We start from the raw sequence: 22,257 nt of genomic DNA, 5'->3' as shown, positions 1-22,257 counted from the left end.
TGTTGCCGGGAGGAAACGATGCAAACCTCATCCACGCGTTACCGCGACGAATACGACACGGCGCTGGTCGCGCAATGGGACGCCCTGCTCGGCTGGGCCGACCGGCGCGCCGCCGAAGGCAGCTTTCTTGTCGACGTCTTGAGCGCGAGGCGGGCCCGCTCGGTGCTCGATGCGGCCACCGGCACCGGTTTTCATGCCGTTCTGCTGTCGCAGGCCGGGTTCGCCGTCACCGCGATCGACGGGGCTGCGGAGATGGTCGAACAGGCCAGGCGCAACATCGCCACCATGGCCGCACGGGCGGTGCCCTGCGCGCTTGGCGACTGGCTCGATCACGAAAGCCTGCCCGCCGGTCCCTTCGACGCGGTGATCTGCATGGGCAATTCGATCGCGCATCTGTTTTCGCGTGCCGATTTGGAGCGCGCGCTGTGCAATTTTCGGCGGCTGCTTGGCGACGGGGGCACGCTGGTGCTCGATCATCGCAATTATGACGCGCTGCTTGCCGGGCGGATATCCGCACAGGATCGCACCTATTGCTGCACCGGTCTCAAGGCTTCGGTCGATCTTGCCGTGGTCGAGCCCGATGTTGTCGACATCACCTACCGGACGGCCGGCCATGCGCCGGCCACCATTCGAACGCGCGCCTGGGCGACCGGCGAGGTCGGCGCGGCGATCCGGGCGAGCGGCTTCTGCGCGCCCGTCCTTTATGGCCCGCGCGGGGTCGGTTTCGACCCGGACGGGTCGGAATTCGTCATCCATGTCGCCACGGCGGCGGACCGATGACCGCTCGTGCCAAAGCCGGTCTGGTCATCCTGGACGGCGCCGGCCTCGCCGCGCCTTCGCCCGGCAATGTCGTCGACCGCGCCTGCATGCCGGTTCTGTTCGACCTGTTCGATCGCTACGGCATGGTTCCGCTCAGGGCCAGCGGCGATGCCGTGGGGCTGTTCGACGGCCAGGCGGGCAATTCCGAAGTCGGGCATCTCACCCTCGGCATGGGCCGCACCGTGGTCTCCTCGCTGGTTGCGATCGACCGTGCCTACCGGTCGGGCGCCTGGAAAAAAAGCCCCGTCTGGCGAGCCTTGCGCGACGAGACGGCCCAAAATGGCCGGATCCACGTTCTCGGCCTTGTCTCCGACGCCGGCGTTCACGGCCATTGGCGCACCATCGTCCAGGCGGCTGACCTGGCCGGACGCGGCGGATTTTCCACCGTCGTGGTGCACCCGGTGCTCGACGGGGTCGATGCGATGCGCGGCTCGGGGCCCGCATTGCTCGACACGTTGCGGCAGGCGCTGGCGGCGCGGGTTCCGGCGGCGCGGCTCGGGGTCGTGATCGGACGGAGCTGGTTCGCCGACCGGTCCGGAAACCGCGCCCTGGCGCGGCATCTGGTCGATGCGCTTACGAGCGCCGACGCGCTGCCGCGCTTCGATCGCCGGCATCTCGACGGTTTTTGCTGGGACAACAGCGAGCGCGACTTCCCCGCTCACCGGGTCGATGCCGACATCCAGCTCACGCCGGGCGAGGCCGTGCTGGTCACAAGCCATCGCGCCGATCGCGCCGTGCAGACGGTCGAAGCGCTTGCCGCGCGCTGCCGTGTCGCCACGCTGACCACCATCACGCAACACGTGCCGGCCGCGCACGTCTTCTTTCCGACCCGCAGCCTTTCGGGCGGTCTGGCGCAGGCCCTGCAGGCGCGCGGCATCGCGCTGACGCGGATCGCGGAAAACTGCAAATTTCCGCATGTCACCTATTTCTTCAACGGTTTCCGGCAATCGCTCGGGGAACGCCAGGTGGCGATCCCCGACACGCCGGGCGGTCCCGAACAAAACCCGCGCATGCGGGTGGACGAGACGGTGGACGCCTGCCGCGAGGTGATGACGAGCGATCGCGAGACCGGTTTTGTCGTCAATATTCCAAATCTCGATCAGGTCGGGCATTCCGGCGACGTGGGCCTGTGCCGGCAGGCGGCGGCCGCCGTCGACCGGGCCCTTGCCGCCATCGTGGCCCAGTCCCGTGACACCGGCTGGACGCTGGCGGTCACCGCCGATCACGGCAACGCCGAACGACTTTTGGACGATCGGGGCCGCGGCTTCGGTTCCCACACCGCAAACCCGGTCCCCTTCACCATCGTTGCGGCCGATGGCGGGCGGGCCGACTGGGCGCTCGAGACGGGCGGGCTCGACAACGTCGCAGCGACCATGGCCGCGCTTTTGGGCGTCGATCCGGCCGGGATTGGCGACGCGCCATCGCTGATTTGCAGACAACGGAGCCTGGCATGATCATAACGCTGCGCATCGACCCGCACGAACGTGCCGCCGCCGCGATCGGCCTGCTGGTGCCGGAGCCGCCCGACACGGTGCACCAGACCCTGGTCGGATTCTGTGCCCCCTGCCCCTTGCCCTACCGGATCGTCCGCGAAAGCCGGAGCGGCCAGCGCGCCTATCTGTTCGAGGGCGAGTTCGGCGCGAGCCTCGAATTTTCCTTCCATTTCGCGGCCGGGACAGGGACGGTCAAAACCGACGAATTTGCCGATTTCGACAATGCCTATACGAGGCTTGCCGGCGATCTGTCCGAATTTCTCGCCCTCGAGCGACCCGCATGCGCGGCAGGCCATGGCGACGACGACATTGTCGCGGCGGTGGCGCGCCGGTTCAGCTATGGCGGGCCGAATCCCGATCTGGCGCGCCCGGCGGCGTTTTGCGGCGTGCGATCCGGCAACTGCATCGATATCAACACCGCCCTGCTTGCCTGCCTGCGGGCTGCCGGGCGCCGCGCGGCCTATTTCGCGGGGTTTCATTTCGGCCGCAACCGGGGCGGCTGCCGCGCCGACGGCATGCATTGCTGGATCGCCACCGAGGCGGCGGGACGCCGGTGCGATTGGGATGTCGCGCATTGCCTGATTGCCGGCCTGGCACGACCGGTGGCCGGCTTGAACCCCCTGGGCGGGGTCCGGGCCGCGTTTTCCCATGGGCGCGGACTGGTTTTCGAGACCGCGACGACCCGTTTGCCGGCGATCAGCCATTTCGCCCGCCCGCGCTGGCTTCTGGCCGACGGCAGCCTGCCCGAGGCGGCCACCAGCGCGGTGCTGACACAGCCCATGCGGGCTGACGCCGAGATCCGGCACGCGGCACGGCCGCCGCAAACGGCAAGCTGGGCAACGAGGAGCGTATGATGTCGGCCAGAAAGACTGTGATCGCCGCCTTCTCCCTTGCGCTGACGTTCGCCGGCCTGGGTGTATCCCATACCCAGGAGGAGGTGCGCATCGTCGTTACCGGCTCGAGCACGATCGCGCCGTTGATGATGGATATCGCCCAGCGCTACGAGGCCGCGCATCCGGGCGTGCAGGTCGATGTCCAGACCGGCGGCTCTTCCAGGGGCCTGTCGGACGTCCGGCGCAAGCTCGCCGATATCGGCATGGTGTCGCGGGCGCTCGGCGCGGATGAAAACGACGTCGCGGCCACGCGGATCGCATGGGACGGCGTGGCGCTGATCGTTCATGCGCAAAATCCGCTCGAACGGCTTTCCGACGACCAGGTGCGGGCGATCTACACCGGCCAGGCGACGCGCTGGGAGGCGTTCGGTTCCTGGGACGGGCCGATCACCGTGGTCAGCAAGGCCGAAGGCCGCTCGACCTTGGGAATCTTCCTCGACTATCTCGATCTCGATATTCGCGACATCCGCGCCCATACCATCATCGGCGACAACGAGCAGGCGGTGAAAGTGGTGGCCGGCAACCCAAGGGCGGTGGGCTACATCTCGATCGGCGCGGCCGAATATCACGCAAGCGCCATGACCCCGATACGCGCGATCGCGCTCGGGGCCGTCGCTCCAACTTCCGCCAATGTCGCAAACGGGTCGTACCCGGTCAGACGAGAGCTGAACCTGGTCACGTATCCCGACCCCGCGGCGCCGGTCGAAGCGTTTTTGCGGTTTGCCTCCGGACAACAGGTGCATGACCTCATCTCAGACCATTATTTCTCGCCCGCCTCGGATTAGGCTGTTTCGCGGCCCGCTCGCGCTGAAAGACGCCGTCTTCGTCGTCGTCTTGTGGGCTTCGGGCGTTCTGGCGATCGGAGCGATGGCCGGCGTCTTGATCGTGCTGGCGATCGGCTCCGCGCCCGCGCTGACCGAGGCGGGACTGGGCGCCTTCGTGGCCGATGGCGACTGGTATCCGACCGCCGGCGAATACGGCCTGGTGGCGATGGTCGCGGCCACGCTCGCGGTTTCGGCCGGCGCGCTTGCCGTCGCCGGCCCGCTGGGAATCCTGTGCGCGGTCTATATCCGCTATTACGCCGGCGATGTCGCCGGTGCCGCCTTTCGCGTGGTGCTGATGACCCTGGCGGCCATTCCCTCGGTCGTCTACGGCCTGTGGGGCATGACTGTGCTGGTGCCGCACATCGCCGCCTGGCAGCCGCCCGGCACGTCGCTCCTGGCCGGCGTGATCGTCTTGTCGATCATGGTGCTGCCGACCGTGGCCGTTCTGGCGGAGGCGGGCCTGCGCCAATTGCCGGCCTCGCTCTATCTGGGCAGCCTGGCGCTCGGATGCGCCCGTCACGCGGCGATCAAGCGCATCGTGCTGTCGTCGGCCAAGGGGGCGGTGGCGGCCGCCTGCATGCTCGGGCTCGCCCGCGCGCTGGGCGAAACGATGGCCGTGCTGATGGTGGTCGGAAACGCGGTCGCGATGCCAGACAGTCCGTTTGCGTCCGTGCGCACGCTGCCGGCCAATATCGCGCTCGAAATGGCCTACGCCATCGACGTCCACCGCTCGGCCCTGTTCGTTTCGGGCCTGTTCTTGATGGCCATGGTCGGGCTGCTGCTCGTCTTGCGCCGCTGCTGGGGCGGGGCCGATGCACCGCAATCTTAGACCCTTCGTCAACGACCTTGTGGTGCGCGCGGCGGTGGCGGCGGTGGTGCTCGTCCTGGCTGCAATCGTTATGCATGTGGTCACGCGCGGTGCTGCGCTGGTGTCGTGGGACTTCCTCACCACCGCGCCGCGCGCGGCCGGGCGCGCCGGCGGCATCGCGCCGGTGCTTGTGTCGACGGCGGCGGTGACGGGGGTGGCGCTGGCGGCCGCCTTGCCTCTTGCGGTCGGGGCGGCGGTGTTTCTGGTCGAGGCGGTAGGCCCGCACACCGTGGCCGCGCGCCTGACGCGGGGCTGCCTGGGCGTGCTGGCCGCCGTTCCCTCGATCGTCTTCGGTCTGGCCGGCAACATGATCTTCTGCGACTGGCTCGGCTTCGGCTTTTCCATTCTGGCCGGCGGGCTGACGCTCGCCCTGATGATCCTGCCGATCGCGGCCTGCGTGGCCGAAACCACCTTGCGCATGCACGGCGAAGACCGCAGGGCCGGCTACGCGCTCGGCCTGCCGCAGCGGCGGATCGTCTGGTCGATCATGCTGCCGGCCGCCGCACCGGGCATTTTCGCCGGGCTGGGGCTCGGTTTCGGGCGCGCGGTCGCCGAAAGCGCCGCCCTGATCTTCACCAGCGGCTACGTGGTGCGCATGCCGGATTCGGTTTTCGATTCGGGACGGACCCTGGCGGTCCATATTCTCGACCTGGCGATGAACGTTCCCGGTGGCGACGGCAATGCGTTCGCGACCGCCACCGTGCTCTTGGCGTCGGTCGCCGCCGTCGTCGCCCTGTTCACGGCTTTGGACGGCAAGCAAGGCAGGGATTTCGTATGAACGTGCAAGCCACAGGAACCCGAAAGCTCGACTTGTCGCCGGGCCGCGCCGAGGCGAGCCATATCCGCGTCGAAAACGTCACGGTCGCCTATGGCGCCATCAAGGCCCTGTCGGATGTCAGCCTGTCGATCCCGCCAGGGCGCATCACCGCGCTGATCGGCCCGTCGGGCTGCGGCAAAACCAGCCTGCTGACCTGCGTCAACCGGCTGATCGACCTGATCCCGGGTGCGAACGCGTCCGGCCGTATCCTTGTTCGCGATACCGACGTGCTGGCGCGGGGCGCCGATCTCCTGCGGTTGCGCAAGCGGGTCGGCATGGTATTTCAAAAACCCAACCCGTTTCCGTTCTCCATCCGTCGCAATTTCGATATCGTGTTGAGTGAATTCGGCGTGCGCCGGCGGGCGGACCGGGACGCGCGCATCGACGAATGCCTGCGTGCCGTCGGCCTGCACGCGGAAATCGGCCACCGGCTCGACATGTCCGCCTGCGCGCTGTCCGGCGGCCAGCAGCAGCGTTTGTGCATTGCCAGGGCGCTGGCCACGCGGCCCGAAATCCTGCTTCTGGACGAACCGTGCAGCGCGCTTGACCCGATGTCGACGATGACGATCGAGCGTCTGCTGCTCAAACTCAAGGACAGCGTCACGCTGGTGATCGTCACGCATAATCTGTCTCAGGCACGACGGATCGCCGATCAGTGCGCGCTGTTTTGGACACGGCGCGGAACCGGCTACCTGCTCGAGCACGGCACGATGGCGGATTTGTCGGAGCGGCCGCAAAACCAGGTCACCGACGATTATCTAAACGGCCGGTTGGCGTAGGCCGGGCGCAAAACCCGCCGAGAGGCCGGCGCTCGAAACGGGGACGCCGCGTTTCAACATCCGCGGCCTTCCCTTGTCGCGGGTATCGGTGCCTGCCCGAAGACCGGGCGCGGCATGCCGTCGGCGGCGTTGCCGGCATCGTTTTCGTCTTTCGGCGCTCGGACACTTGCGGAACAAGGTGAGAACAGATACAATTTGTTCTGGTTTTGTTTGTCGATGATTCCACTGGGGCCGCCATGTTAACCCGAAAACAACACGAGCTGCTGCTTTTCATCCATCAACGGCTGAAGGAAACCGGCATTCCGCCCTCCTTCGACGAAATGAAGGAAGCGCTCGATCTCGCCTCCAAATCGGGCATTCATCGGCTGATCACGGCGCTGGAGGAGCGCGGTTTCATCCGCCGGTTGCCCAATCGCGCCCGTGCGCTGGAAGTGCTGCGCCTGCCCGAATCGATCTCTCCGGGGCTCGGGCGGCCGCGCAGCTTTTCGCCGAGCGTCATCGAGGGCAGTCTCGGCAAGCCCAAACCCAAGCCGGCCCCGCCCGTGTCGGCCAATGACGACGCTGGCGGCGGCGTGTCGGTGCCGGTCATGGGGCGGATCGCCGCCGGCGTGCCGATCGACGCCATCCAGCATCAAACGCATGCGATCGCCGTGCCGCCCGACATGCTGTCGGCCGGCGAGCACTACGCGCTCGAGGTGCGCGGCGATTCCATGATCGATGCCGGCATTCTCGACGGCGACACCGTCATCATCCGCAGCGCGGCGACCGCTAATCCCGGCGACATCGTCGTGGCGTTGGTGGAAGACGCCGAGGCGACCCTGAAACGGTTTCGGCGCAAGGGCGCCTCGATCGCGCTCGAAGCTGCCAACCCGGCCTACGAAACTCGCATCTACGGCCCCGACCAGGTCAAAGTCCAAGGGCGGCTGGTCGGCCTGATCCGCCGCTACTGACGTTTCCCGGTGTCGGTCGCGCCGGCGACCCAGGTCGGGCCGGTGTCGGCGGGGGTTGGACGCGGCGGAGTTTTCAAACAGCCGGATCCCGTGCCTGCCGGACTTTTTGGGCCGGTTTCGGCACATATGTAGTCTGGCCGCGGCTCGATCGGGCGCCGCTTTGTCGGCCGCCGATCTCGCCGCCACGGCGGATGGCTCAGCTTTTGTCGCCTTTCCCGCTTTTGCCGTTCTTGTTGTTCCTGCTTTTCTCGCCGCGCTTGTAAGGCGCGAGACCGCGGGCCTCGCGCGAGAATTTGCGGTGCGCGAACCATGGCCGTTCGTTCCGCGGCAGGGCGAAGCGCGCTTCGGCGCGCAACGGCCCCCCGCTCGCGCCGGCGCTTTCGGTTCCAACTTGCTTGAAGCGCACTTCGAGACTGCCGCGGCGGGCAAGGTCGCGCGCGGTCACGACAAGAATGTCTTTCGCCCGGCACGGATTGGCGGCGGTCGCGTCCGCGATCACGATCACGCTCGCCACGCCGCAAAACGGCGCGGCCGCGGCCCGGGTCTTGGCGTGCACCACCACGGCGCCGCCGGCATGGACGGCCTCGCAGGCCGCGGCGTCGCAGACGAAGCGCGTCTCCGCCTCGGGCTTGCCGTCGGCGCGGTCGCGCGGCTTGACGTAACCCGTGGCTGCCAGCGCCTTTTGCCAGATGCCGATGGTAAAACCGTTCGGTCGCGGGCGATTGACGGCGAATAGGCCGTCATCGCGCATCAAGGCGGCCAGCCGGGCGTCCTCGGAAACCAGCAGGTCGGGCGGCGTGCGCATGCCGAAGGCCAGCGTTGCGGCCAGCGCCAGCGGCAGCGCCAGCCAGCGCAGGCCGGAGGTCGCGATGGTCGCGACGAGAAGCGCGGCGGTGAACAGGATAAGCGCCAGCGGCGGCATCGCCCCAACAGCGTCGATCGGGCTGTGATCGGCAACCCAGCGCGCCACCGCCACCATGATCGCGATCCCCTGCCCCATCACCGTCAGCGGCGGACCTTCCAGCCCCACCGGCATCAACACGCCGGCGGCGACGGCCGGCGGCATGATCAGCGTCGACACGACCGGCATGGCGGCGAGATTGGCAACCAGCCCGAGCGGGGCGACACGGTGGAAATGCCAGATCGCGTAGACCGTGGTCGCGCCGCCGGCGATCAGCGAGGTTGCCGCGATCCCCGTGGCGAAATAAGCCAGGCGGCGCCCGGCCGCGTTCAGCCCGCCCCGTGGCGGGGCGCGGCCGGCGCCCGTCCTTGCCGAAACCCGGTTCGACCAGGCCGTATAGGCCGCGATCAGCGCCGCCGTGGCGGCGAACGACATCTGGAAACTCGGCCCGACCACCTCGTGCGGGGCCAGCGCGGCGATGATCAGCGCCGCGATTGCCAGATTGCGCATGGTGATTGCGGCGCGGTCGAACAGCAGCGCCACCAGCATCACCGCGATCATGATGAACGAGCGCTGGGCGGCGACCGCGGCGCCGGAAATCGCCAGATAATAGGCGGCCGCGGCAAGCGCCAGCGCGGCGGCGTATTTTTTGACCGGCCGGCGCGAGGAAAAGCCCGGCGCGAGCGCGAACAGCGCCCGCAGCGCCAGCATCACCGTGCCGGCGACGAGGGCCATGTGCAGGCCGGATATCGACAGGATGTGTGCGAGGCCGGCCCGGCGCAGCGCCTCGTCGACCTCCTCGGGAATGCCGGCGCGGGTGCCGGCGATCAGCGCGGCGGCGATCTCGCCTTCCGCGCCCGCGACATGGCGCCTGATCCGCCCGGCGATCGCCTGGCGCATATTGGCCAGCCCGGCGGCAAGGCGCGGGGCGATATCGCGCGCGCCGGCGGACATTTGCCTGTCCGGCATGCCGAGAAAGAACCCGGTCGCGCCGATGCCGGCCATGTAGCTTTCGAAGGCGAAATCGTAGCCATAGGGGCGAACCGGGCCGGAGGGCGGGAAAAGCCGCACGACCCCCTCGATGCGCTCGCCGGCGGCGATGCCGGGATCGGCGCGCGCCGTGACGCGAACGCGATCGGGCGCGTAACGCAGCAGCGGCCGCCGCGTCGTCTCCACGTCGATCGTGTAGCGCGTGCGCCCGCTCGCCTGGTGCTCGACCCTGACCACGCGCCCGGTCAGCACGGTCGAGACGGCCGAGCCCAGCATGGCGGTGTCGGCGCGCACGGTTTCGATCTTGCCGGCACCCGCGCCGGCCGCTGCAAACGCGAACGCCGCGCATAGCCGTGCCGCGACCCTGTGCCGGGCGACAAGAAACCGGGCCGCCGCCGGCCCGACAAGCGCGGCCGCAAGCAGCGGCCAGCCCGGCTCGAAGGGCAGTGCGAAATAGAGCGCTGCCCCGGCGCAGAACAGCACCGGAACCAGGAGAAAGGGCGTGCCGCGCGCTTCTTCCAGCGCCAATGCCGCGGCAAAGGCGCGGCCGGCGGACACCAGGGCGCCCGATATGGATGCCGGCCGGGCGCGATCGGACTGCCGGCTGGCCGGCACGTGCGCGCCCGCGGCGGCCGGCGCGGCCGCCCTTTCCAGGCGCTGTGTCTCCATCGTGCTCATCGGGCCGTCGCCTCACGATGCGGCCGGCGCTTGCGCGGGCGGACACCTATGCTACATGAACGCCGATCAAAATCACCCATGCGCCGCCCGTTCGGCGCGGCGGCAGCCCAAGAATCTCCTGGACAGTGCCATGACCAAGACCGTCGTTACGCGTTTTGCGCCCTCGCCCACCGGCTATCTGCACATTGGCGGCGCCCGCACCGCCTTGTTCAACTGGCTTTATGCCAGGCATACGGGCGGGCAGATGCTGTTGCGCATCGAGGACACGGACCGCGAACGCTCGACCGAGGCGGCCACGGCGGCGATCCTCGACGGGCTTTCCTGGCTCGGCCTCGACTGGCACGGCGAGCCCGTCTCCCAGGCCGCGCGCGCCGACAGACACCGCGAGATCGCCGAAGAGCTCGTGCGGCGCGGCGAGGCCTATTATTGCTATGCCAGCCAGGCCGAGCTGGAGGCGATGCGCGAAACCGCCCGCGCCGAGGGCCGGCCGCCGCGCTATGACGGGCGCTGGCGCGACCGCGATCCCGCCGAGGCCCCGGCCGGAATCGACCCGGTGGTGCGCATCAAGGCGCCGCAAACCGGCGAAACCGTGGTCGCCGACCGGGTGCAAGGCGACGTCCGCTTTCCCAACAAGGATCTCGACGATTTCGTCATCCTGCGCTCGGACAAGAGCCCGACCTATATGTTGGCCGTCGTCGTCGACGACCACGACATGGGGGTGACCCACATCATTCGCGGCGACGATCATCTGACCAATGCGGCGCGCCAGACCATCATCTACCGGGCGATGGGCTGGGAGGTGCCGGTAATGGCCCATATCCCGCTGATCCACGGGCCGGACGGGGCAAAACTGTCGAAACGGCACGGTGCGCTCGGGGTCGAGGCCTATCGCGCCATGGGTTATCTGCCGGCGGGGCTGCGCAACTATCTGGCCCGGCTCGGCTGGAGCCACGGCGACGACGAGATCATGTCTACCCAGGACATGATCGGCTGGTTCGAGATCGAGGACGTCAACAAAGGCGCGGCCCGGTTCGATTTCAAGAAGCTGGAAGCGGTGAACGGCCATCATCTGCGGTCGATGGCCGACGCGGATCTGCTCGACCTGCTGCTCGCCACCCTGCCCCATCTGGAAGGCGGCCCGGCGGTGGCCGAGCGGCTCGACGCGGCGAAAAAAACAATGCTGCTGGCCGCCCTGCCCGGCTTGAAGGAGCGTGCCAAGACCCTGGTCGAGCTGCTTGAGAACGCAACCTATCTGTTCGCCGAACGCCCGCTGTCCTTCGACGACAAGGCTGCCGCCCTGCTCGACGCAGCGGCGCGCCAGACGTTGGCCGGTGCCAGGACGGCGCTGGAAAATGTCGGCCAGGACTGGAGCGCGGAGACGGCGGAAGCCGCGATCCGCGACTTCGCCGCCGAGGCCGGGCTGAAGCTTGGTGCGGTCGCCCAGCCGCTGCGCGCCGCGCTTACCGGGCGTACGGTCTCGCCGGGCGTATTCGACGTGCTGGCGGTGCTCGGACGCGACGAGAGCCTGGCCCGTATCGGCGACGCCATCGGCTGATCGCGATTTGCGCAACCGTGTCTCCAAAGGGTATTGTGGGTACGGAAGAGCCGGTCGCGCCGGCTCTTTTGCACCGCAGCATCACCCTTTCGGCCTGCTTGGCACGAAACGGGAAATAGGATAGCTAAAGCGCACTTTTGACGCCGCGAAAATTCGTCGCGGCGGTTCCCGTTTGGCTAGCCATTTTAGACGAAGGAGTTCTCCATGACAGATTCCACCGCGAAGCTCGAATATGGCGGCAACAGTATGGATTTGAACGTCAGGCCAGGTTCCGTCGGCCCGAGCGTGGTGGATATCGCGTCACTTTACAGGGATACCGGGATGTTCACCTACGACCCCGGTTTCACCTCCACGGCAAGCTGCGAATCGAAGATCACCTATATTGACGGCGACGAGGGCATTTTGCTGCATCGCGGCTATCCGATCGAGCAGCTGGCCGAGCACGGCGATTTTCTCGAGGTCTGCTATCTGCTGCTTTACGGCGAGTTGCCGACCAAGGCGCAGAAGCTGGATTTCGACTATCGCGTGACGCGTCACACCATGCTGCACGAGCAGATGTCGCGCTTCTTCACCGGTTTTCGCCGCGACGCCCACCCGATGGCGGTGATGTGCGGCGTGGTCGGCGCGCTGTCGGCCTTTTATCACGATTCCACCGACATCGCCGATCCGCACCAGCGCATGGTTGCTTCCATGCGCATGATCGCCAAGATGCCGACCATCGCCGCCATGGCCTATAAATACCATATCGGCCAGCCCTTCATGTATCCCAAGAACGAGCTGAGCTACGCGGCCAATTTCCTGCATATGTGCTTTTCGGTGCCGTGCGAGGAATACAAGGTCAATCCGGTTCTGGCGCGCGCCATGGACCGCATTTTCATCCTGCATGCCGACCACGAGCAGAACGCCTCCACCTCGACCGTGCGCCTGGCCGGTTCGTCGGGCGCCAATCCGTTTGCCTGCATCGCCGCCGGCATCGCCTGTCTTTGGGGGCCGGCCCATGGCGGCGCCAACGAGGCCGCGCTCAACATGCTGGCCGAGATCGGGACGCCGGAGCGGATTCCCGAATTCATCGACCGCGCCAAGGACAAGGACGACCCGTTCCGGCTGATGGGTTTCGGCCACCGCGTCTACAAGAACTACGATCCGCGCGCCAAGATCATGCAGAAGACCACGCACGAGGTGCTGGCCGAACTGGGCATCAAGGACGACCCGCTGTTGGAAGTGGCGATGGAGCTGGAAAAGATCGCCCTGACGGACGAGTATTTCATCGAAAAGAAGCTCTATCCGAACATCGACTTCTATTCCGGCATCACGCTCAAGGCGATGGGCTTTCCGACCACCATGTTCACCGTGCTGTTCGCGCTGGCCCGCACCGTCGGCTGGATCGCGCAGTGGAAGGAGATGATCGAGGACCCGCATCAGAAGATCGGGCGTCCCCGCCAGCTCTATACCGGCGAAAAGTCGCGCGACTACGTGGCGATCGCCAAGCGCTGAAGCGGTTTCGCGCCAGCCGCAAGACCGGTCCCGCTCCAAACGGCGCCTCAGGGCGCCGTTTTTCGTTGGTTCAGCAGGGTCTTGACCGTTTCGGCCGCAAGCTCGCCGGCCGGCCGCTCGGTTGCCATCGCGCGTGCGATCTCGGCGAAGCCGGCGCGCTGGGCCGTGCGCTGCGGCGTGTCGGCGACCAGGCGCTCGAGCTGGCGGGCCAGCAGGTCGGGGCTGACGAACGCGTCGTAATATTCCGGCACGACGGGGTAGTCGGCCACCAGGTTCGGCAGCGATCCGCTCCATGTCGTCAGGAACGAGTAGGCGAACTTGAACAACAAATCGGCCTTGTAGCACGACACCAGCGGCACGCCGGCAAGGGCAAGTTCCAGCGACACCGTGCCGGAGGCGGCAAGCGCGGCGTGGGCCTGGCCGAAAGCGTCGTATTTGCACTGCGTCGTGGTGACGATGTTGGGCACGCTTGCCCAGTCGCGCGTCGTTGTCGCGAGCGTTTCTTGCAGATGCGGCAATGTCGGTATCGTCACGTCGAGCTTCAGCCCGCGCTGCTGCATGAGCGCGACGGTCTTGCCGAACGGCTCGGTCAGCCGCCGCAGCTCCGAACGACGCGAGCCGGGCAGCACCAGCAGCTTGACCGCCTCCCCCGCCATGGCCGGTTTCTTGGCGCGCTGGTGGGCGGCGGCGGCCTTGATGGCGGGATCGTGCACCAGGCGGTGGCCGACATAGGTGGCTGGCGGGCCGCCCAGCCGGCGCAACACGTCGACCTCGAACGGCAGCACGCACAGAACGTGGTCGACGAAGGCGGCCATCCGAGCCGCGCGTCCGGGGCGCCAGGCCCAGACGCTCGGGCATACATAGTGCACGATCGGGATGTCGGGCGCGCGCTTGCGCAGCGACTTCGCCACCCGCAGGCTGAAATCGGGGCTGTCGATGGTGATCAGCACGTCCGGCCTGATCTCGGCAAGCGCCCGTGCCGTGGTGGCGATGCGGCGGGCCAGTTGCGGCAGCCGGGCCACCACCGCCGTAAAGCCCATCAGCGCGATCTCCTCGGGATCGAACAGCGAGCGCAGTCCGAGCCCGGCGAGATGTTGGCCGCCGACGCCGACGAGCTGCGGCGCATGTCCGAAGGCGTCGGCCAGCGTACGCACCAGATCGGCGCCGAGAAGGTCGCCGGATTCTTCGCCTGCGATCACCGCGATGCGAAGCGGTGCGGCGGCGCTCATGGCGCGCGCCCGTCGACCCCGGTCACGAAAAGCCCGAGCCGGTCCGCGGCCTCGATCACCTTGCGCTGGTCGAGAATGATGGAATGCCCGGCCTCGACAGCGATGCCGACCAGGCCGGCCGCGTGTGCGCCTTCGACGCTTTTGGGGCCGATCGTGGGCAGGTCGGCGCGCAACTCCTGACCCGGCTTGGCGCATTTGACCAGCACGCCGCGGCTGCTGGTCGCGATGCGGCCATGGGAACGCAGCCGGGCGACCCGGGCCAGGAGCCCGTCGGTGCCCTCGATGCCTTCGAGCGCGACCACGCGCCCGCCGATGGCGATCGCGGCCTGGCCGATGTCGAGCGCGCCGATCGCCTGCGCGGCGGCCAGGCCGGCCGCGATGTCGCGCCGATCCTTGGCCGTCGGCCGCGCGCGCGTCAGCGTCGCCGTCGTCGCCACCAGGTCGGGAAGGATTTCGTGCGCGCCCATCACCGTGAAGCCGCGCGCTTCCAGGAACCCGACAATGCCGCGCAAGATGCCGTCGTCGCCGCGCCCTAGCGTGGCGGCGACGCGCGGCAACATCGCGATCAGGTCGAACGTCCATTTCAGGCGCGATAGGGCCGGACGGCGCTCGATGGCGCCGGCGAGCACGACATGGCTTGCCCCGGCCTTTTTCAGCACTCGGGCAAGACGGCCGAATTCCTCGAGTTCGATGACCTCATGCTCGAAGCGCCACAGTTCCGAGCCCGGCAGCACTTCGCCGCCGGCAATCACCACGAACGGGTTTTGCCCGCGCTCGGCCAGGCCGACGGCGAGATCGGCCGGCAAACGGCCGCCGCCGGCGACGATTGCCACACGCCGTGGGCGGGCGCCGGTTTCGGCGGCCTCAGGCGTGCTCATCGTCAGCGGCCGCATCGCTTTCCCCCCGCGGTGGTACGCAGAAATAGCGTTTGTCGCGATCGGTCATGAAGGCGACGATCTGCATCACCGCCTCGACGTCGGAAAACTCGGTCCTGACGATATCGAGATTTTCCGTCAGCGGGCGCTGCGGATCGAAAATCCGTCGATAGGCCTCGCGCATGCGCAAAATCTCGGCGCGCGGCATGCCGGAGCGGCGCATGCCGACAATGTTGAAGCCACGCAGCTTGGCCCGGTTGCCGGCCACCATGCCGTAGGGGATGACGTCGCCGACAATCGCCGAGCAGCCGGCCGCGAAGGCCCGGGTGCCGATCCTGACATGCTGGTGGACCGCCGTCAGCCCGCCGACGATGACATGATCGCCGATCTCGCAGAACCCGCCGAGCGTCGAGCCGTGGGTCAGGGTGACGTTGTTGCCGATGATGCAGTCATGCGCGACATGGGAATAGGACAGGAAATAGCCGTTGTCGCCGATGACGGTCGCCTGGCGCCCGCCGTCGGTGCCCACATGCATGGTCACCGCCTCGCGAATGGTGCAGTTGCGCCCGATCGACAGGCTGGTGCGTCCGCCCTTGTGTTTGGTGTCCTGCGGCTGTCCGCCGAGCGCGGCATGCGGATAGACTTTCGTGCCGGCGCCGATCGTGGTGGCGCCGGTCACTGAAATATGGCTGAGCAGCTCGACGCCGGCCTCCAGCACCACTTCGGGACCGACATGGCAGAACGGACCGATGCGCACGTCGGGCGCCAGGTTCGCGCCCGGCTCGACGACCGCGCTGGGGTGAATCAGATCTTCGGACCGCTTTTGCATGAGGCCGCGTATTCAGCCGTTCTGTTTGGGCGTCATCATGGCGGATATCTCCGCCTCGGCCACCTTGGTTCCAGCGACGGTCGCCACGCAGGCGAATTTGAATATCGCTCCGCGCTGCTTGAGCTTGCGCACGGCGATGCGCAACTGGTCGCCTGGGATCACCGGACGGCGGAATTTCGCGCCGTCGATGGTCATGAAATAGACCAGGTTGGGCGTGTGCTTGCCGGAGTTGCGCACGCAGATGGCGCCGGCGGTCTGCGCCATCGCCTCAACGATCAACACGCCCGGCATGACCGGCATTTCGGGAAAATGTCCCTGGAAATGCGGCTCATTGACGGTGACGTTCTTGATGCCGACGGCCGAATCGTCGCCGTCGACCTCTTCGATCCGGTCGACCAGCAAAAACGGATAGCGATGCGGCAGATGGCGCAACAATGCCTGGATGTCCAGCGTGTCGAGAACTGGATTGGCCTGGGTGTCAGACATCCCGGTTTCCCTTTCGTGCCTTGTTGCCGGCCAGTTTGCGTATCATGTTCACCTCGCGAAACCAGTCCTTGGCGGGCTGGGCGGGCAGTCCCGCCCATTTCTGCCCGGCCGGAATGTCATGCATCACGCCGCTGGCCGCCGCAATATGGACGCCGTCGCCGATCTTGAGGTGATCGGCAATGCCGACACGACCGCCCAGCATGACGAAATCTCCGATCACGACCGAACCCGAGACGCCGACATGGGCGGCGATGGCGCAATGCCTGCCGATGCGGACATTGTGGCCAAGCTGCACCAGATTGTCGATCTTGGTTCCTTCGCCGATCAGCGTATCGCTGAGCGCGCCGCGGTCGATGGTCGTGTTGGCGCCGATCTCGACATCGTCCTGGATCACCACGCGGCCGAGTTGCGGCATCTTTTTCAGGCCGCGCGGCGATGGCATGAAACGAAACCCGTCTTGGCCGATCCGCGCGCCGGCATGGATGATCACCCTGTCGCCGATCAGGCTGGCGACAATGCTGGCCGAGGCGCCGACATATCCGTCGCGGCCGATCTGGCATCCCGGGCCGATCATCGCGCCCGGAGCCACGATGGTGCCACGCCCGATCGCAGCGCCCGCTCCGATCACCGCGCCGGCTTCCACGATGGCGCCGGGCTCGATGAGCGCGTCGGCCGCGATATGGGCGGCCGGCGACAGGCCGGTTTCGCCGGTGACGGGCTGCGGCGACGCGGCTGTCGGACACACAATGCCGGCAATGTCGGCAAAGGCCAGGGCCGGCGCCGATGTCGTCAGGGCGGCGATGCCGGCGGGAACACGGGAAACGAGTTCGACCGGGCACAACACGGCGGCGGCCGTCAGCGTGTCGAGCAGCCTGGCATGGCGGCCCTTTTCGACATAGACCAGCGCGCCGGCGCCGCCGTCTTCGGCGGCGGCCAGACTGCTGATCTCGTTGCCGGCAAGCGTGTCGTCGGCCAGCACGGCCCCGGCCAACGTGGCGATCTCGCCGGCCGTATAGCGGCGCGACGGCACGTAGAACTGCGGATCAGCCATTCTGGATCCGAACCCTCGGTCGCGCGGGCCCGGTCCTCCCGGGCTCGCGGTCGCGGATTTCCACCCTAGAAGCGGGTGGAAACGCCGAAGTTGATATTCTGGACCTCGTCGGTCGGCTCCTTGACGATCGGGAACGCGTAGTCGAGGCGGATCGGGCCGAAAGGCGACGACCACAGAATACTGGCGCCGACCGATGCCCGCCACTTCATGCCCGTCGTCGACGGATCGGCGTCGAGCAGCGTGTTGCCGTAGAGCGTGGCCGCGTCCACGAACAGCGCGCCCTTCAGGCCGAAGCCGTACGGCACCAGCGGCAGCGGGAACTGCGCCTCGGCGGAGGCGTGGAAATAAGTCGTGCCGCCGAGATGATCGGTGGGCGAGGTCAGCGATGCCGGTCCGATACCGCTGCCCTCGAAACCGCGAATGATGCGGTCGCTGTTCTGGAAATGGTCGAACAGGCGCAGGGTCTGGCCGGTCGGGATGATATGACCGGCGCCGGCGACCAGCACGCCGACCACGTCCTGCTCGTCGAGCAGCGTGTGGTAATAGGTGCCGCGTCCGGTCAGCTTGACATACTGGGCGTCGCCGCCGAGGCCGGCAACCTCGACCGAGAAGGTCGAGTAGATGCCCTCGCGCGGGTTCTTCATGTCGTCGATAGTGTTGTAGAGCAGCGTGCCCGAGACCGCCGACTTCACCCAAGGGCTCTGGCCGACGGCGGTCACGATCGCCGGGGAGATCACGCAGCCCGGATCGGGAATGCCGTCGGGCGGGGCAACGCCGGTTCCGTTGGTGATGCTGTCGCACGCGCCGGTGAGGCCGTACTCCTCGACCGAATAGGAATAGGCGACCTGTCCGGTGAGCGCCTCGGTGATCGGCAGGCCGAAGCGCACCGTCGCACCCGTCAGCTCGGACGTGTAGTTGTCGAAGGATCGCGTCTGCCGGTAAATGTCGAAGCCGGCCGAGATCCGACGGCCCAGGAAATAGGGCTCGGTGAACGACAGGCCGTAATCGCGCGAGCCGTTGCCGCCGCCGACCGACACTTTGATGAATTGTCCGCGACCGAGGAAGTTCTTCTCCGAGATCGATCCCTCGATGTTGACGCCCTCGCGCCCGCGCGCCGAATCGCCGGTGGAATAACCCGCGCCGACCGAAAACTCGCCGGTCGACTTCTCGACCACGTCGACGACCAGATAGACCTGGTCCGGCTGTGATCCCGGCACGGTGGAGATATTGACGGCGGTGAAATAGTCGAGCCGTTCCAGGCGCCGCTTGGCGCGCTGCACCAGGACCTGGTTGAAGGCGTCGCCCTCGCTGATGTCGAACTCGCGCCGGATCACATAGTCGCGCGTGCGGTCATTGCCGCGGATCTCGATGCGCTCGATATAGGTGCGCGGACCCTGGTCGATCGAATAGACGACCGAGATGGTGCGGGTTTCGAAATCGCGATTGCCGCGCGGGGTCACCTGGGTGAAGGCGTAGCCCATGCCCACGGCGCGCTCGGTCAGCGCGATGATCGTGTCTTCCACGTCCTTGGCAGAATAGACATTGCCGCGGCGGGTTTCCAAAAGCGAATCGAACGCGCCGGTGTCGATGCCGTCGAGCGTGGTCTCGATGGAGACGTCGCCGAACGTGTAGCGGTCGCCTTCCTCGATCGTGATGTTGACGTTGTACTCGTTGGCGGTCTCGTCGAGCTCGGCCGAGGCGGAGATCACACGGAAATCGGCATAACCGCGATTGTAGTAGAAGCGGCGCAGCGCCTCCTCGTCGGCCCGCAGCCGGTTTTCGTCATAAACGTCGTCGCGGAACAGGAAGGACAGGATGTTGGACTTCTTGGTCGAGATCACGTCGCGCAGGCGCCTGTCGCTGTAGGCGTTGTTGCCGACGAAATTCACCGCCGCGATCTTGGTGCGGCCGCCTTCGGTGATCTCGTAGACCACGTTGACGCGGTTTTCGCCGAGATCGATCGTGCGCGCGGTGACGATGGCGTCCTCGCGGCCGATCTGCGCATAGGCCTGGCGAATGGTCTCCACGTCGGCTTCCATGGCCGCGTTGGAGAATGAGCCGCGCGCCCGCAGCTGCACGGCGCGTGCAAGGTCGGCGTCCTTGAGTTTGCGATTGCCCTGGAAGATGACCTGGTTGACGATTGCGTATTCGTCGACTTCCACCACCAGCGTCGAGCCGCGGAAATTGATGCGCACGTCGGCGAACAGGCCGGTGCCGAACAGCCGCTTGACCGCCTCGTCGATGTCGGCGCCGGAATAGTTCTGGCCCTGGCGGATGTTCAGGTAGCTGCGGATGGTTTCGTTGTCGACGCGGCGGTTGCCGCGAATGTCCACCGACCGGACCACGGCCGCTTCGGCGACCACGACACTGGCCATCTGAATTGCCAAAGAGCCGGACACAATCATGCCGGCCGAAAGAGCGGCCGCCGACGCGGCGCTCAAAAATTTCCTAGTTGCCTTCATCGGGCTAAATTACCTTGTTCTCGTAGTCCCCACGGCGAGAAACCGGATATCTGATCGTGCCTGATACCCTATTACCCGGAAATTCCATACACGCAAGGCTTCTGGTTAATTTGCATTTACTAATCCGCCCTGCGTGGCTTTCACGTCACGCAATTTGACGGAAATGGTAAATGGCTAGTCAATCCAATACGCTGTCGCCCGCCGTTCTCGTACCTCAGCACCCGAATATGTCGTTCCAGAAAACGAATCCCATGAACACCAGTACCAGCAGCAGACCGACCCGGTAAACCGCCTCCGTCACGCGCTCCGACACCGGCCGCCCGGTCGCTGCCTCAACGGCATAAAACACGAGGTGGCCGCCGTCCAGCGGTGGGATCGGCAAAAGGTTTAGCACACCGATGCCGACGGACAGAAGCGCGACGAGTTGTATCAACCATTCGAAGCCCTTGCTTGCCGCCTTGCCCGCCATGTCGGCGATGCGCACGGGGCCGCCGAGCTGGCACCGGTCTTCACGCCCTGCCACAAACCGTTTCAGAAATTGACCGGTGCGTACGATGATATAGCCGGTTTCGGTGACCGCTTCGCCGACGGCTTCCAGCGGGCCGTACTCCACCGCGCGCGGCTGTCCGGCCTCCGCAGAGCTGACGACCCCGATGATTCCGACCTTGATCGTGTTCCCGAGCGCGTCGGTCTGTTCGGTGCTTTCCGGCGTCGCGCGTAGCAACACCTCCTCGCCCTCGCGCAGCATAACGAAAGTCAATTCGTCGCCGGCGCGACCGGAGACGAGCCGCTGCACGTCGGCGAAGGTCTCGACCTTGCTGCCGTCGACGGAGACGAAGCGGTCGCCCGGCAAGAAGCCGGCCGCGTCGGCCGGGCTCTCGGCGCGGACTTCCGACACCACCGGTTCGGAGACGAAACGGCCATAGGCGGCAAACATCACCGCAAACACCACGATCGTCAGCAGGAAATTGAACAGCGGGCCGGCCACCACCGTCGCCGCGCGTTTCCACACCGGCTGAAGGTGGAAGGCGCGCGCGCGATCGGTTTCGCTAAGCGTCTCCATCTCCTCGGTGTCGGGCTGGCTGGTGGCGCTCATGTCGCCGACGAACTTGACGTAGCCGCCGAGCGGAACGGCGGAGAGTTTCCAGCGCGTGCCGTGCCTGTCGGTGAAGCCGATCAGTTCCGGACCGAAGCCGATCGAAAAGGCGTTGACGCCGATGCCGCACAGCCGGCCGATGAGATAGTGTCCCATCTCGTGCACGAACACGACCACCGTCAGCACGAACAGAAACGGCACGATGGTCCCGATCAGAAGACCGTTCGTGCCGATGATCGAATCCAGCATGCCGCCCACTTCCATCTCTTTATTATCCCATCCATGCGTTGGGCTGTGTGTGCGGCAAGGCCGCGCCGCCGCTCAGCCGGATGCGAAGGCGGCCAGGGGATCGTTCGGTCCCGAAGCGGCCACGCCGATCAGGTAAAGGGCAATCACGGCGGCGACAAGACCGTCGACGCGATCCATGACGCCGCCATGGCCCGGAATGAGGTTGGAGGAATCCTTTGCGCCGAACCGGCGCTTGAGCCAGGATTCGAACAGGTCGCCGATCTGCGAGAGCGCGCTCAACAGCACGATCGACAGGATCGCGAGCCAGCCGACACGCAGCCCCGCCGCCATCGCCACGCCGAGCCCCGCGACCACCGCGAACAACACGCCGCCGAACGCCCCGCTCCAGGTCTTGCCGGGCGAGATCGTCGGCGCGAGTTTCGGCCCGCCCGCGATTCGGCCGACGACATAGGCGAAAATGTCGGTCGCCCACACCACCGCGAACAAGAACAGCACCGCAACCAGGCCTGCGGGCGCGTCGCCGCGCAGGGCACTCGCTGCGATCACCGGCAAAAGCGCATAGGCGACGCCGCCGGCGCCCCAAGCGCCCTGCCCCGCGACCAGGCCCGAGACCAGCGCCAGCCCGATGCCGGCGGCCAGCGCGACAAGCACCGTGGCAGGCGGCAGGCCGGCAAGCACCATGACGAGCAGGATGCAGGCCACCGCGCAGAGCAGCGCGAAATGCGCCCGGTGGCGGCGCTGGCCGCTCAACAGGCACCATTCGACGAAAATGGCGCCGCCGACGGCCACGGCAAGCACACGAAAGGCCAGGCCGCCGAGATAGGTCAGGCCGAGCGCGACGCCGGCCAGCACGAGGGCCGAGAACAGCCGCAGGTAAAAATTGCTCATCGCGGTGCCCGGCGCCCGCTCGGCAACACGC

General features: G+C 66.9%; 19 protein-coding genes. 10 read left to right on the top strand and 9 right to left on the bottom strand.

Features of this window, described 5'->3' with window-relative positions:
* Nucleotides 1–18: 18 nt before the first annotated feature.
* From EP380_RS10735 to lexA, 8 genes are all read left to right on the top strand, one after another.
* Nucleotides 19–780: a class I SAM-dependent methyltransferase gene (locus tag EP380_RS10735; RefSeq protein WP_127598532.1), complete on the top strand. Its 762-nt coding sequence runs from the start codon at nucleotides 19–21 to the stop codon at nucleotides 778–780.
* Nucleotides 777–2,273: an alkaline phosphatase family protein gene (locus EP380_RS10730; protein ID WP_127598530.1), complete on the top strand. Its 1,497-nt coding sequence runs from the start codon at nucleotides 777–779 to the stop codon at nucleotides 2,271–2,273. The genes EP380_RS10735 and EP380_RS10730 overlap by 4 nt, the downstream gene beginning before the upstream one ends.
* Complete coding sequence (locus EP380_RS10725) at nucleotides 2,270–3,166, top strand: transglutaminase domain-containing protein (protein ID WP_127598528.1); 897 nt, start codon at nucleotides 2,270–2,272, stop codon at nucleotides 3,164–3,166. Before EP380_RS10730 ends, EP380_RS10725 begins: the two co-directional genes overlap by 4 nt.
* Entirely contained in the window at nucleotides 3,163–3,990 is an 828-nt protein-coding gene (locus EP380_RS10720) for a phosphate ABC transporter substrate-binding protein (protein WP_127598526.1), read from the top strand. Before EP380_RS10725 ends, EP380_RS10720 begins: the two co-directional genes overlap by 4 nt.
* Nucleotides 3,947–4,858: a phosphate ABC transporter permease subunit PstC gene (pstC, locus tag EP380_RS10715; protein ID WP_127598524.1), complete on the top strand. Its 912-nt coding sequence runs from the start codon at nucleotides 3,947–3,949 to the stop codon at nucleotides 4,856–4,858. The genes EP380_RS10720 and pstC overlap by 44 nt, the downstream gene beginning before the upstream one ends.
* Complete coding sequence (locus EP380_RS10710; RefSeq protein ID WP_127598522.1) at nucleotides 4,842–5,675, top strand: PstA family ABC transporter permease; 834 nt, start codon at nucleotides 4,842–4,844, stop codon at nucleotides 5,673–5,675. Before pstC ends, EP380_RS10710 begins: the two co-directional genes overlap by 17 nt.
* Nucleotides 5,672–6,493, top strand: coding sequence for a phosphate ABC transporter ATP-binding protein (locus EP380_RS10705; protein WP_106569396.1), 822 nt, complete (start codon nucleotides 5,672–5,674; stop codon nucleotides 6,491–6,493). The genes EP380_RS10710 and EP380_RS10705 overlap by 4 nt, the downstream gene beginning before the upstream one ends.
* Nucleotides 6,494–6,729: 236 nt before the next feature.
* Complete coding sequence (gene lexA / locus EP380_RS10700; RefSeq protein ID WP_106569944.1) at nucleotides 6,730–7,443, top strand: transcriptional repressor LexA; 714 nt, start codon at nucleotides 6,730–6,732, stop codon at nucleotides 7,441–7,443.
* Nucleotides 7,444–7,639: 196 nt separating this feature from the next.
* Here the strand turns inward: lexA and EP380_RS10695 are convergent, their stop codons facing one another.
* Entirely contained in the window at nucleotides 7,640–10,012 is a 2,373-nt protein-coding gene (locus tag EP380_RS10695; protein WP_127598520.1) for a ComEC/Rec2 family competence protein, read from the bottom strand.
* Nucleotides 10,013–10,142: 130 nt separating this feature from the next.
* On the opposite strand from EP380_RS10695, the gene gltX reads away from it, so the two are divergent.
* The gene (gene gltX, locus EP380_RS10690) at nucleotides 10,143–11,567 is read left to right on the top strand and encodes a glutamate--tRNA ligase (RefSeq protein ID WP_127598518.1); all 1,425 of its coding nucleotides are present in this window, start codon (nucleotides 10,143–10,145) and stop codon (nucleotides 11,565–11,567) included.
* Nucleotides 11,568–11,771: 204 nt separating this feature from the next.
* Entirely contained in the window at nucleotides 11,772–13,061 is a 1,290-nt protein-coding gene (gene gltA / locus EP380_RS10685) for a citrate synthase (RefSeq protein ID WP_106569398.1), read from the top strand.
* A 47-nt stretch (nucleotides 13,062–13,108) separates the two neighbouring features.
* On the opposite strand, the gene lpxB is transcribed toward gltA, so the two are convergent.
* From lpxB to EP380_RS10645, 8 genes are all read right to left on the bottom strand, one after another.
* Nucleotides 13,109–14,290 (bottom strand): lipid-A-disaccharide synthase, encoded by a 1,182-nt coding sequence (gene lpxB, locus EP380_RS10680; protein WP_127598516.1) that lies wholly within the window; start codon nucleotides 14,288–14,290, stop codon nucleotides 13,109–13,111.
* Nucleotides 14,287–15,168, bottom strand: coding sequence for an LpxI family protein (locus tag EP380_RS10675; RefSeq protein WP_127598514.1), 882 nt, complete (start codon nucleotides 15,166–15,168; stop codon nucleotides 14,287–14,289). The genes lpxB and EP380_RS10675 overlap by 4 nt, the downstream gene beginning before the upstream one ends.
* Nucleotides 15,155–15,994 carry an acyl-ACP--UDP-N-acetylglucosamine O-acyltransferase gene (gene lpxA, locus EP380_RS10670; RefSeq protein WP_106569400.1) on the bottom strand — a complete coding sequence of 280 codons (840 nt, stop codon included), beginning with the start codon at nucleotides 15,992–15,994 and terminating at the stop codon, nucleotides 15,155–15,157. Before lpxA ends, EP380_RS10675 begins: the two co-directional genes overlap by 14 nt.
* Nucleotides 15,995–16,006: 12 nt before the next feature.
* Complete coding sequence (fabZ, locus tag EP380_RS10665) at nucleotides 16,007–16,480, bottom strand: 3-hydroxyacyl-ACP dehydratase FabZ (protein WP_127598512.1); 474 nt, start codon at nucleotides 16,478–16,480, stop codon at nucleotides 16,007–16,009.
* Nucleotides 16,473–17,531 (bottom strand): UDP-3-O-(3-hydroxymyristoyl)glucosamine N-acyltransferase, encoded by a 1,059-nt coding sequence (lpxD, locus tag EP380_RS10660; RefSeq protein ID WP_106569402.1) that lies wholly within the window; start codon nucleotides 17,529–17,531, stop codon nucleotides 16,473–16,475. The genes fabZ and lpxD overlap by 8 nt, the downstream gene beginning before the upstream one ends.
* A gap of 65 nt (nucleotides 17,532–17,596) precedes the next feature.
* A complete protein-coding gene (bamA, locus tag EP380_RS10655; RefSeq protein WP_106569403.1) occupies nucleotides 17,597–19,993 on the bottom strand; it encodes an outer membrane protein assembly factor BamA in 2,397 nt (798 codons plus the stop codon).
* Nucleotides 19,994–20,207: 214 nt separating this feature from the next.
* The gene (rseP, locus tag EP380_RS10650; RefSeq protein ID WP_420845855.1) at nucleotides 20,208–21,338 is read right to left on the bottom strand and encodes an RIP metalloprotease RseP; all 1,131 of its coding nucleotides are present in this window, start codon (nucleotides 21,336–21,338) and stop codon (nucleotides 20,208–20,210) included.
* A gap of 72 nt (nucleotides 21,339–21,410) precedes the next feature.
* Nucleotides 21,411–22,226, bottom strand: a complete 816-nt coding sequence (locus EP380_RS10645; protein WP_127598508.1) for a phosphatidate cytidylyltransferase — start codon at nucleotides 22,224–22,226, stop codon at nucleotides 21,411–21,413.
* Between the last annotated feature and the right edge of the window lie 31 nt (nucleotides 22,227–22,257).

The organism is Nitratireductor alexandrii, from assembly GCF_004000215.1.
In the GTDB taxonomy this organism is placed as follows: Bacteria; Pseudomonadota; Alphaproteobacteria; order Rhizobiales; family Rhizobiaceae; genus Mangrovimarina; species Mangrovimarina alexandrii.
This window is presented reverse-complemented; position numbering and strand designations above follow the sequence as displayed.

What these genes read in the sequence shown, in the direction of transcription:
- lpxA (WP_106569400.1), bottom strand. Translation starts at nt 15,994, where the DNA reads ATGCAAAAGCGGTCCGAAGATCTGATTCACCCCAGCGCGGTCGTCGAG.
- bamA (WP_106569403.1), bottom strand. Translation starts at nt 19,993, where the DNA reads ATGAAGGCAACTAGGAAATTTTTGAGCGCCGCGTCGGCGGCCGCTCTT.
- lexA (WP_106569944.1), top strand. Translation starts at nt 6,730, where the DNA reads ATGTTAACCCGAAAACAACACGAGCTGCTGCTTTTCATCCATCAACGG.
- EP380_RS10720 (WP_127598526.1), top strand. Translation starts at nt 3,163, where the DNA reads ATGATGTCGGCCAGAAAGACTGTGATCGCCGCCTTCTCCCTTGCGCTG.
- gltA (WP_106569398.1), top strand. Translation starts at nt 11,772, where the DNA reads ATGACAGATTCCACCGCGAAGCTCGAATATGGCGGCAACAGTATGGAT.
- gltX (WP_127598518.1), top strand. Translation starts at nt 10,143, where the DNA reads ATGACCAAGACCGTCGTTACGCGTTTTGCGCCCTCGCCCACCGGCTAT.
- EP380_RS10735 (WP_127598532.1), top strand. Translation starts at nt 19, where the DNA reads ATGCAAACCTCATCCACGCGTTACCGCGACGAATACGACACGGCGCTG.
- EP380_RS10725 (WP_127598528.1), top strand. Translation starts at nt 2,270, where the DNA reads ATGATCATAACGCTGCGCATCGACCCGCACGAACGTGCCGCCGCCGCG.
- EP380_RS10710 (WP_127598522.1), top strand. Translation starts at nt 4,842, where the DNA reads ATGCACCGCAATCTTAGACCCTTCGTCAACGACCTTGTGGTGCGCGCG.
- EP380_RS10705 (WP_106569396.1), top strand. Translation starts at nt 5,672, where the DNA reads ATGAACGTGCAAGCCACAGGAACCCGAAAGCTCGACTTGTCGCCGGGC.
- lpxB (WP_127598516.1), bottom strand. Translation starts at nt 14,290, where the DNA reads ATGAGCGCCGCCGCACCGCTTCGCATCGCGGTGATCGCAGGCGAAGAA.
- rseP (WP_420845855.1), bottom strand. Translation starts at nt 21,338, where the DNA reads ATGCTGGATTCGATCATCGGCACGAACGGTCTTCTGATCGGGACCATC.
- pstC (WP_127598524.1), top strand. Translation starts at nt 3,947, where the DNA reads ATGACCTCATCTCAGACCATTATTTCTCGCCCGCCTCGGATTAGGCTG.
- lpxD (WP_106569402.1), bottom strand. Translation starts at nt 17,531, where the DNA reads ATGGCTGATCCGCAGTTCTACGTGCCGTCGCGCCGCTATACGGCCGGC.
- fabZ (WP_127598512.1), bottom strand. Translation starts at nt 16,480, where the DNA reads ATGTCTGACACCCAGGCCAATCCAGTTCTCGACACGCTGGACATCCAG.
- EP380_RS10675 (WP_127598514.1), bottom strand. Translation starts at nt 15,168, where the DNA reads ATGAGCACGCCTGAGGCCGCCGAAACCGGCGCCCGCCCACGGCGTGTG.
- EP380_RS10730 (WP_127598530.1), top strand. Translation starts at nt 777, where the DNA reads ATGACCGCTCGTGCCAAAGCCGGTCTGGTCATCCTGGACGGCGCCGGC.
- EP380_RS10695 (WP_127598520.1), bottom strand. Translation starts at nt 10,012, where the DNA reads ATGAGCACGATGGAGACACAGCGCCTGGAAAGGGCGGCCGCGCCGGCC.
- EP380_RS10645 (WP_127598508.1), bottom strand. Translation starts at nt 22,226, where the DNA reads ATGAGCAATTTTTACCTGCGGCTGTTCTCGGCCCTCGTGCTGGCCGGC.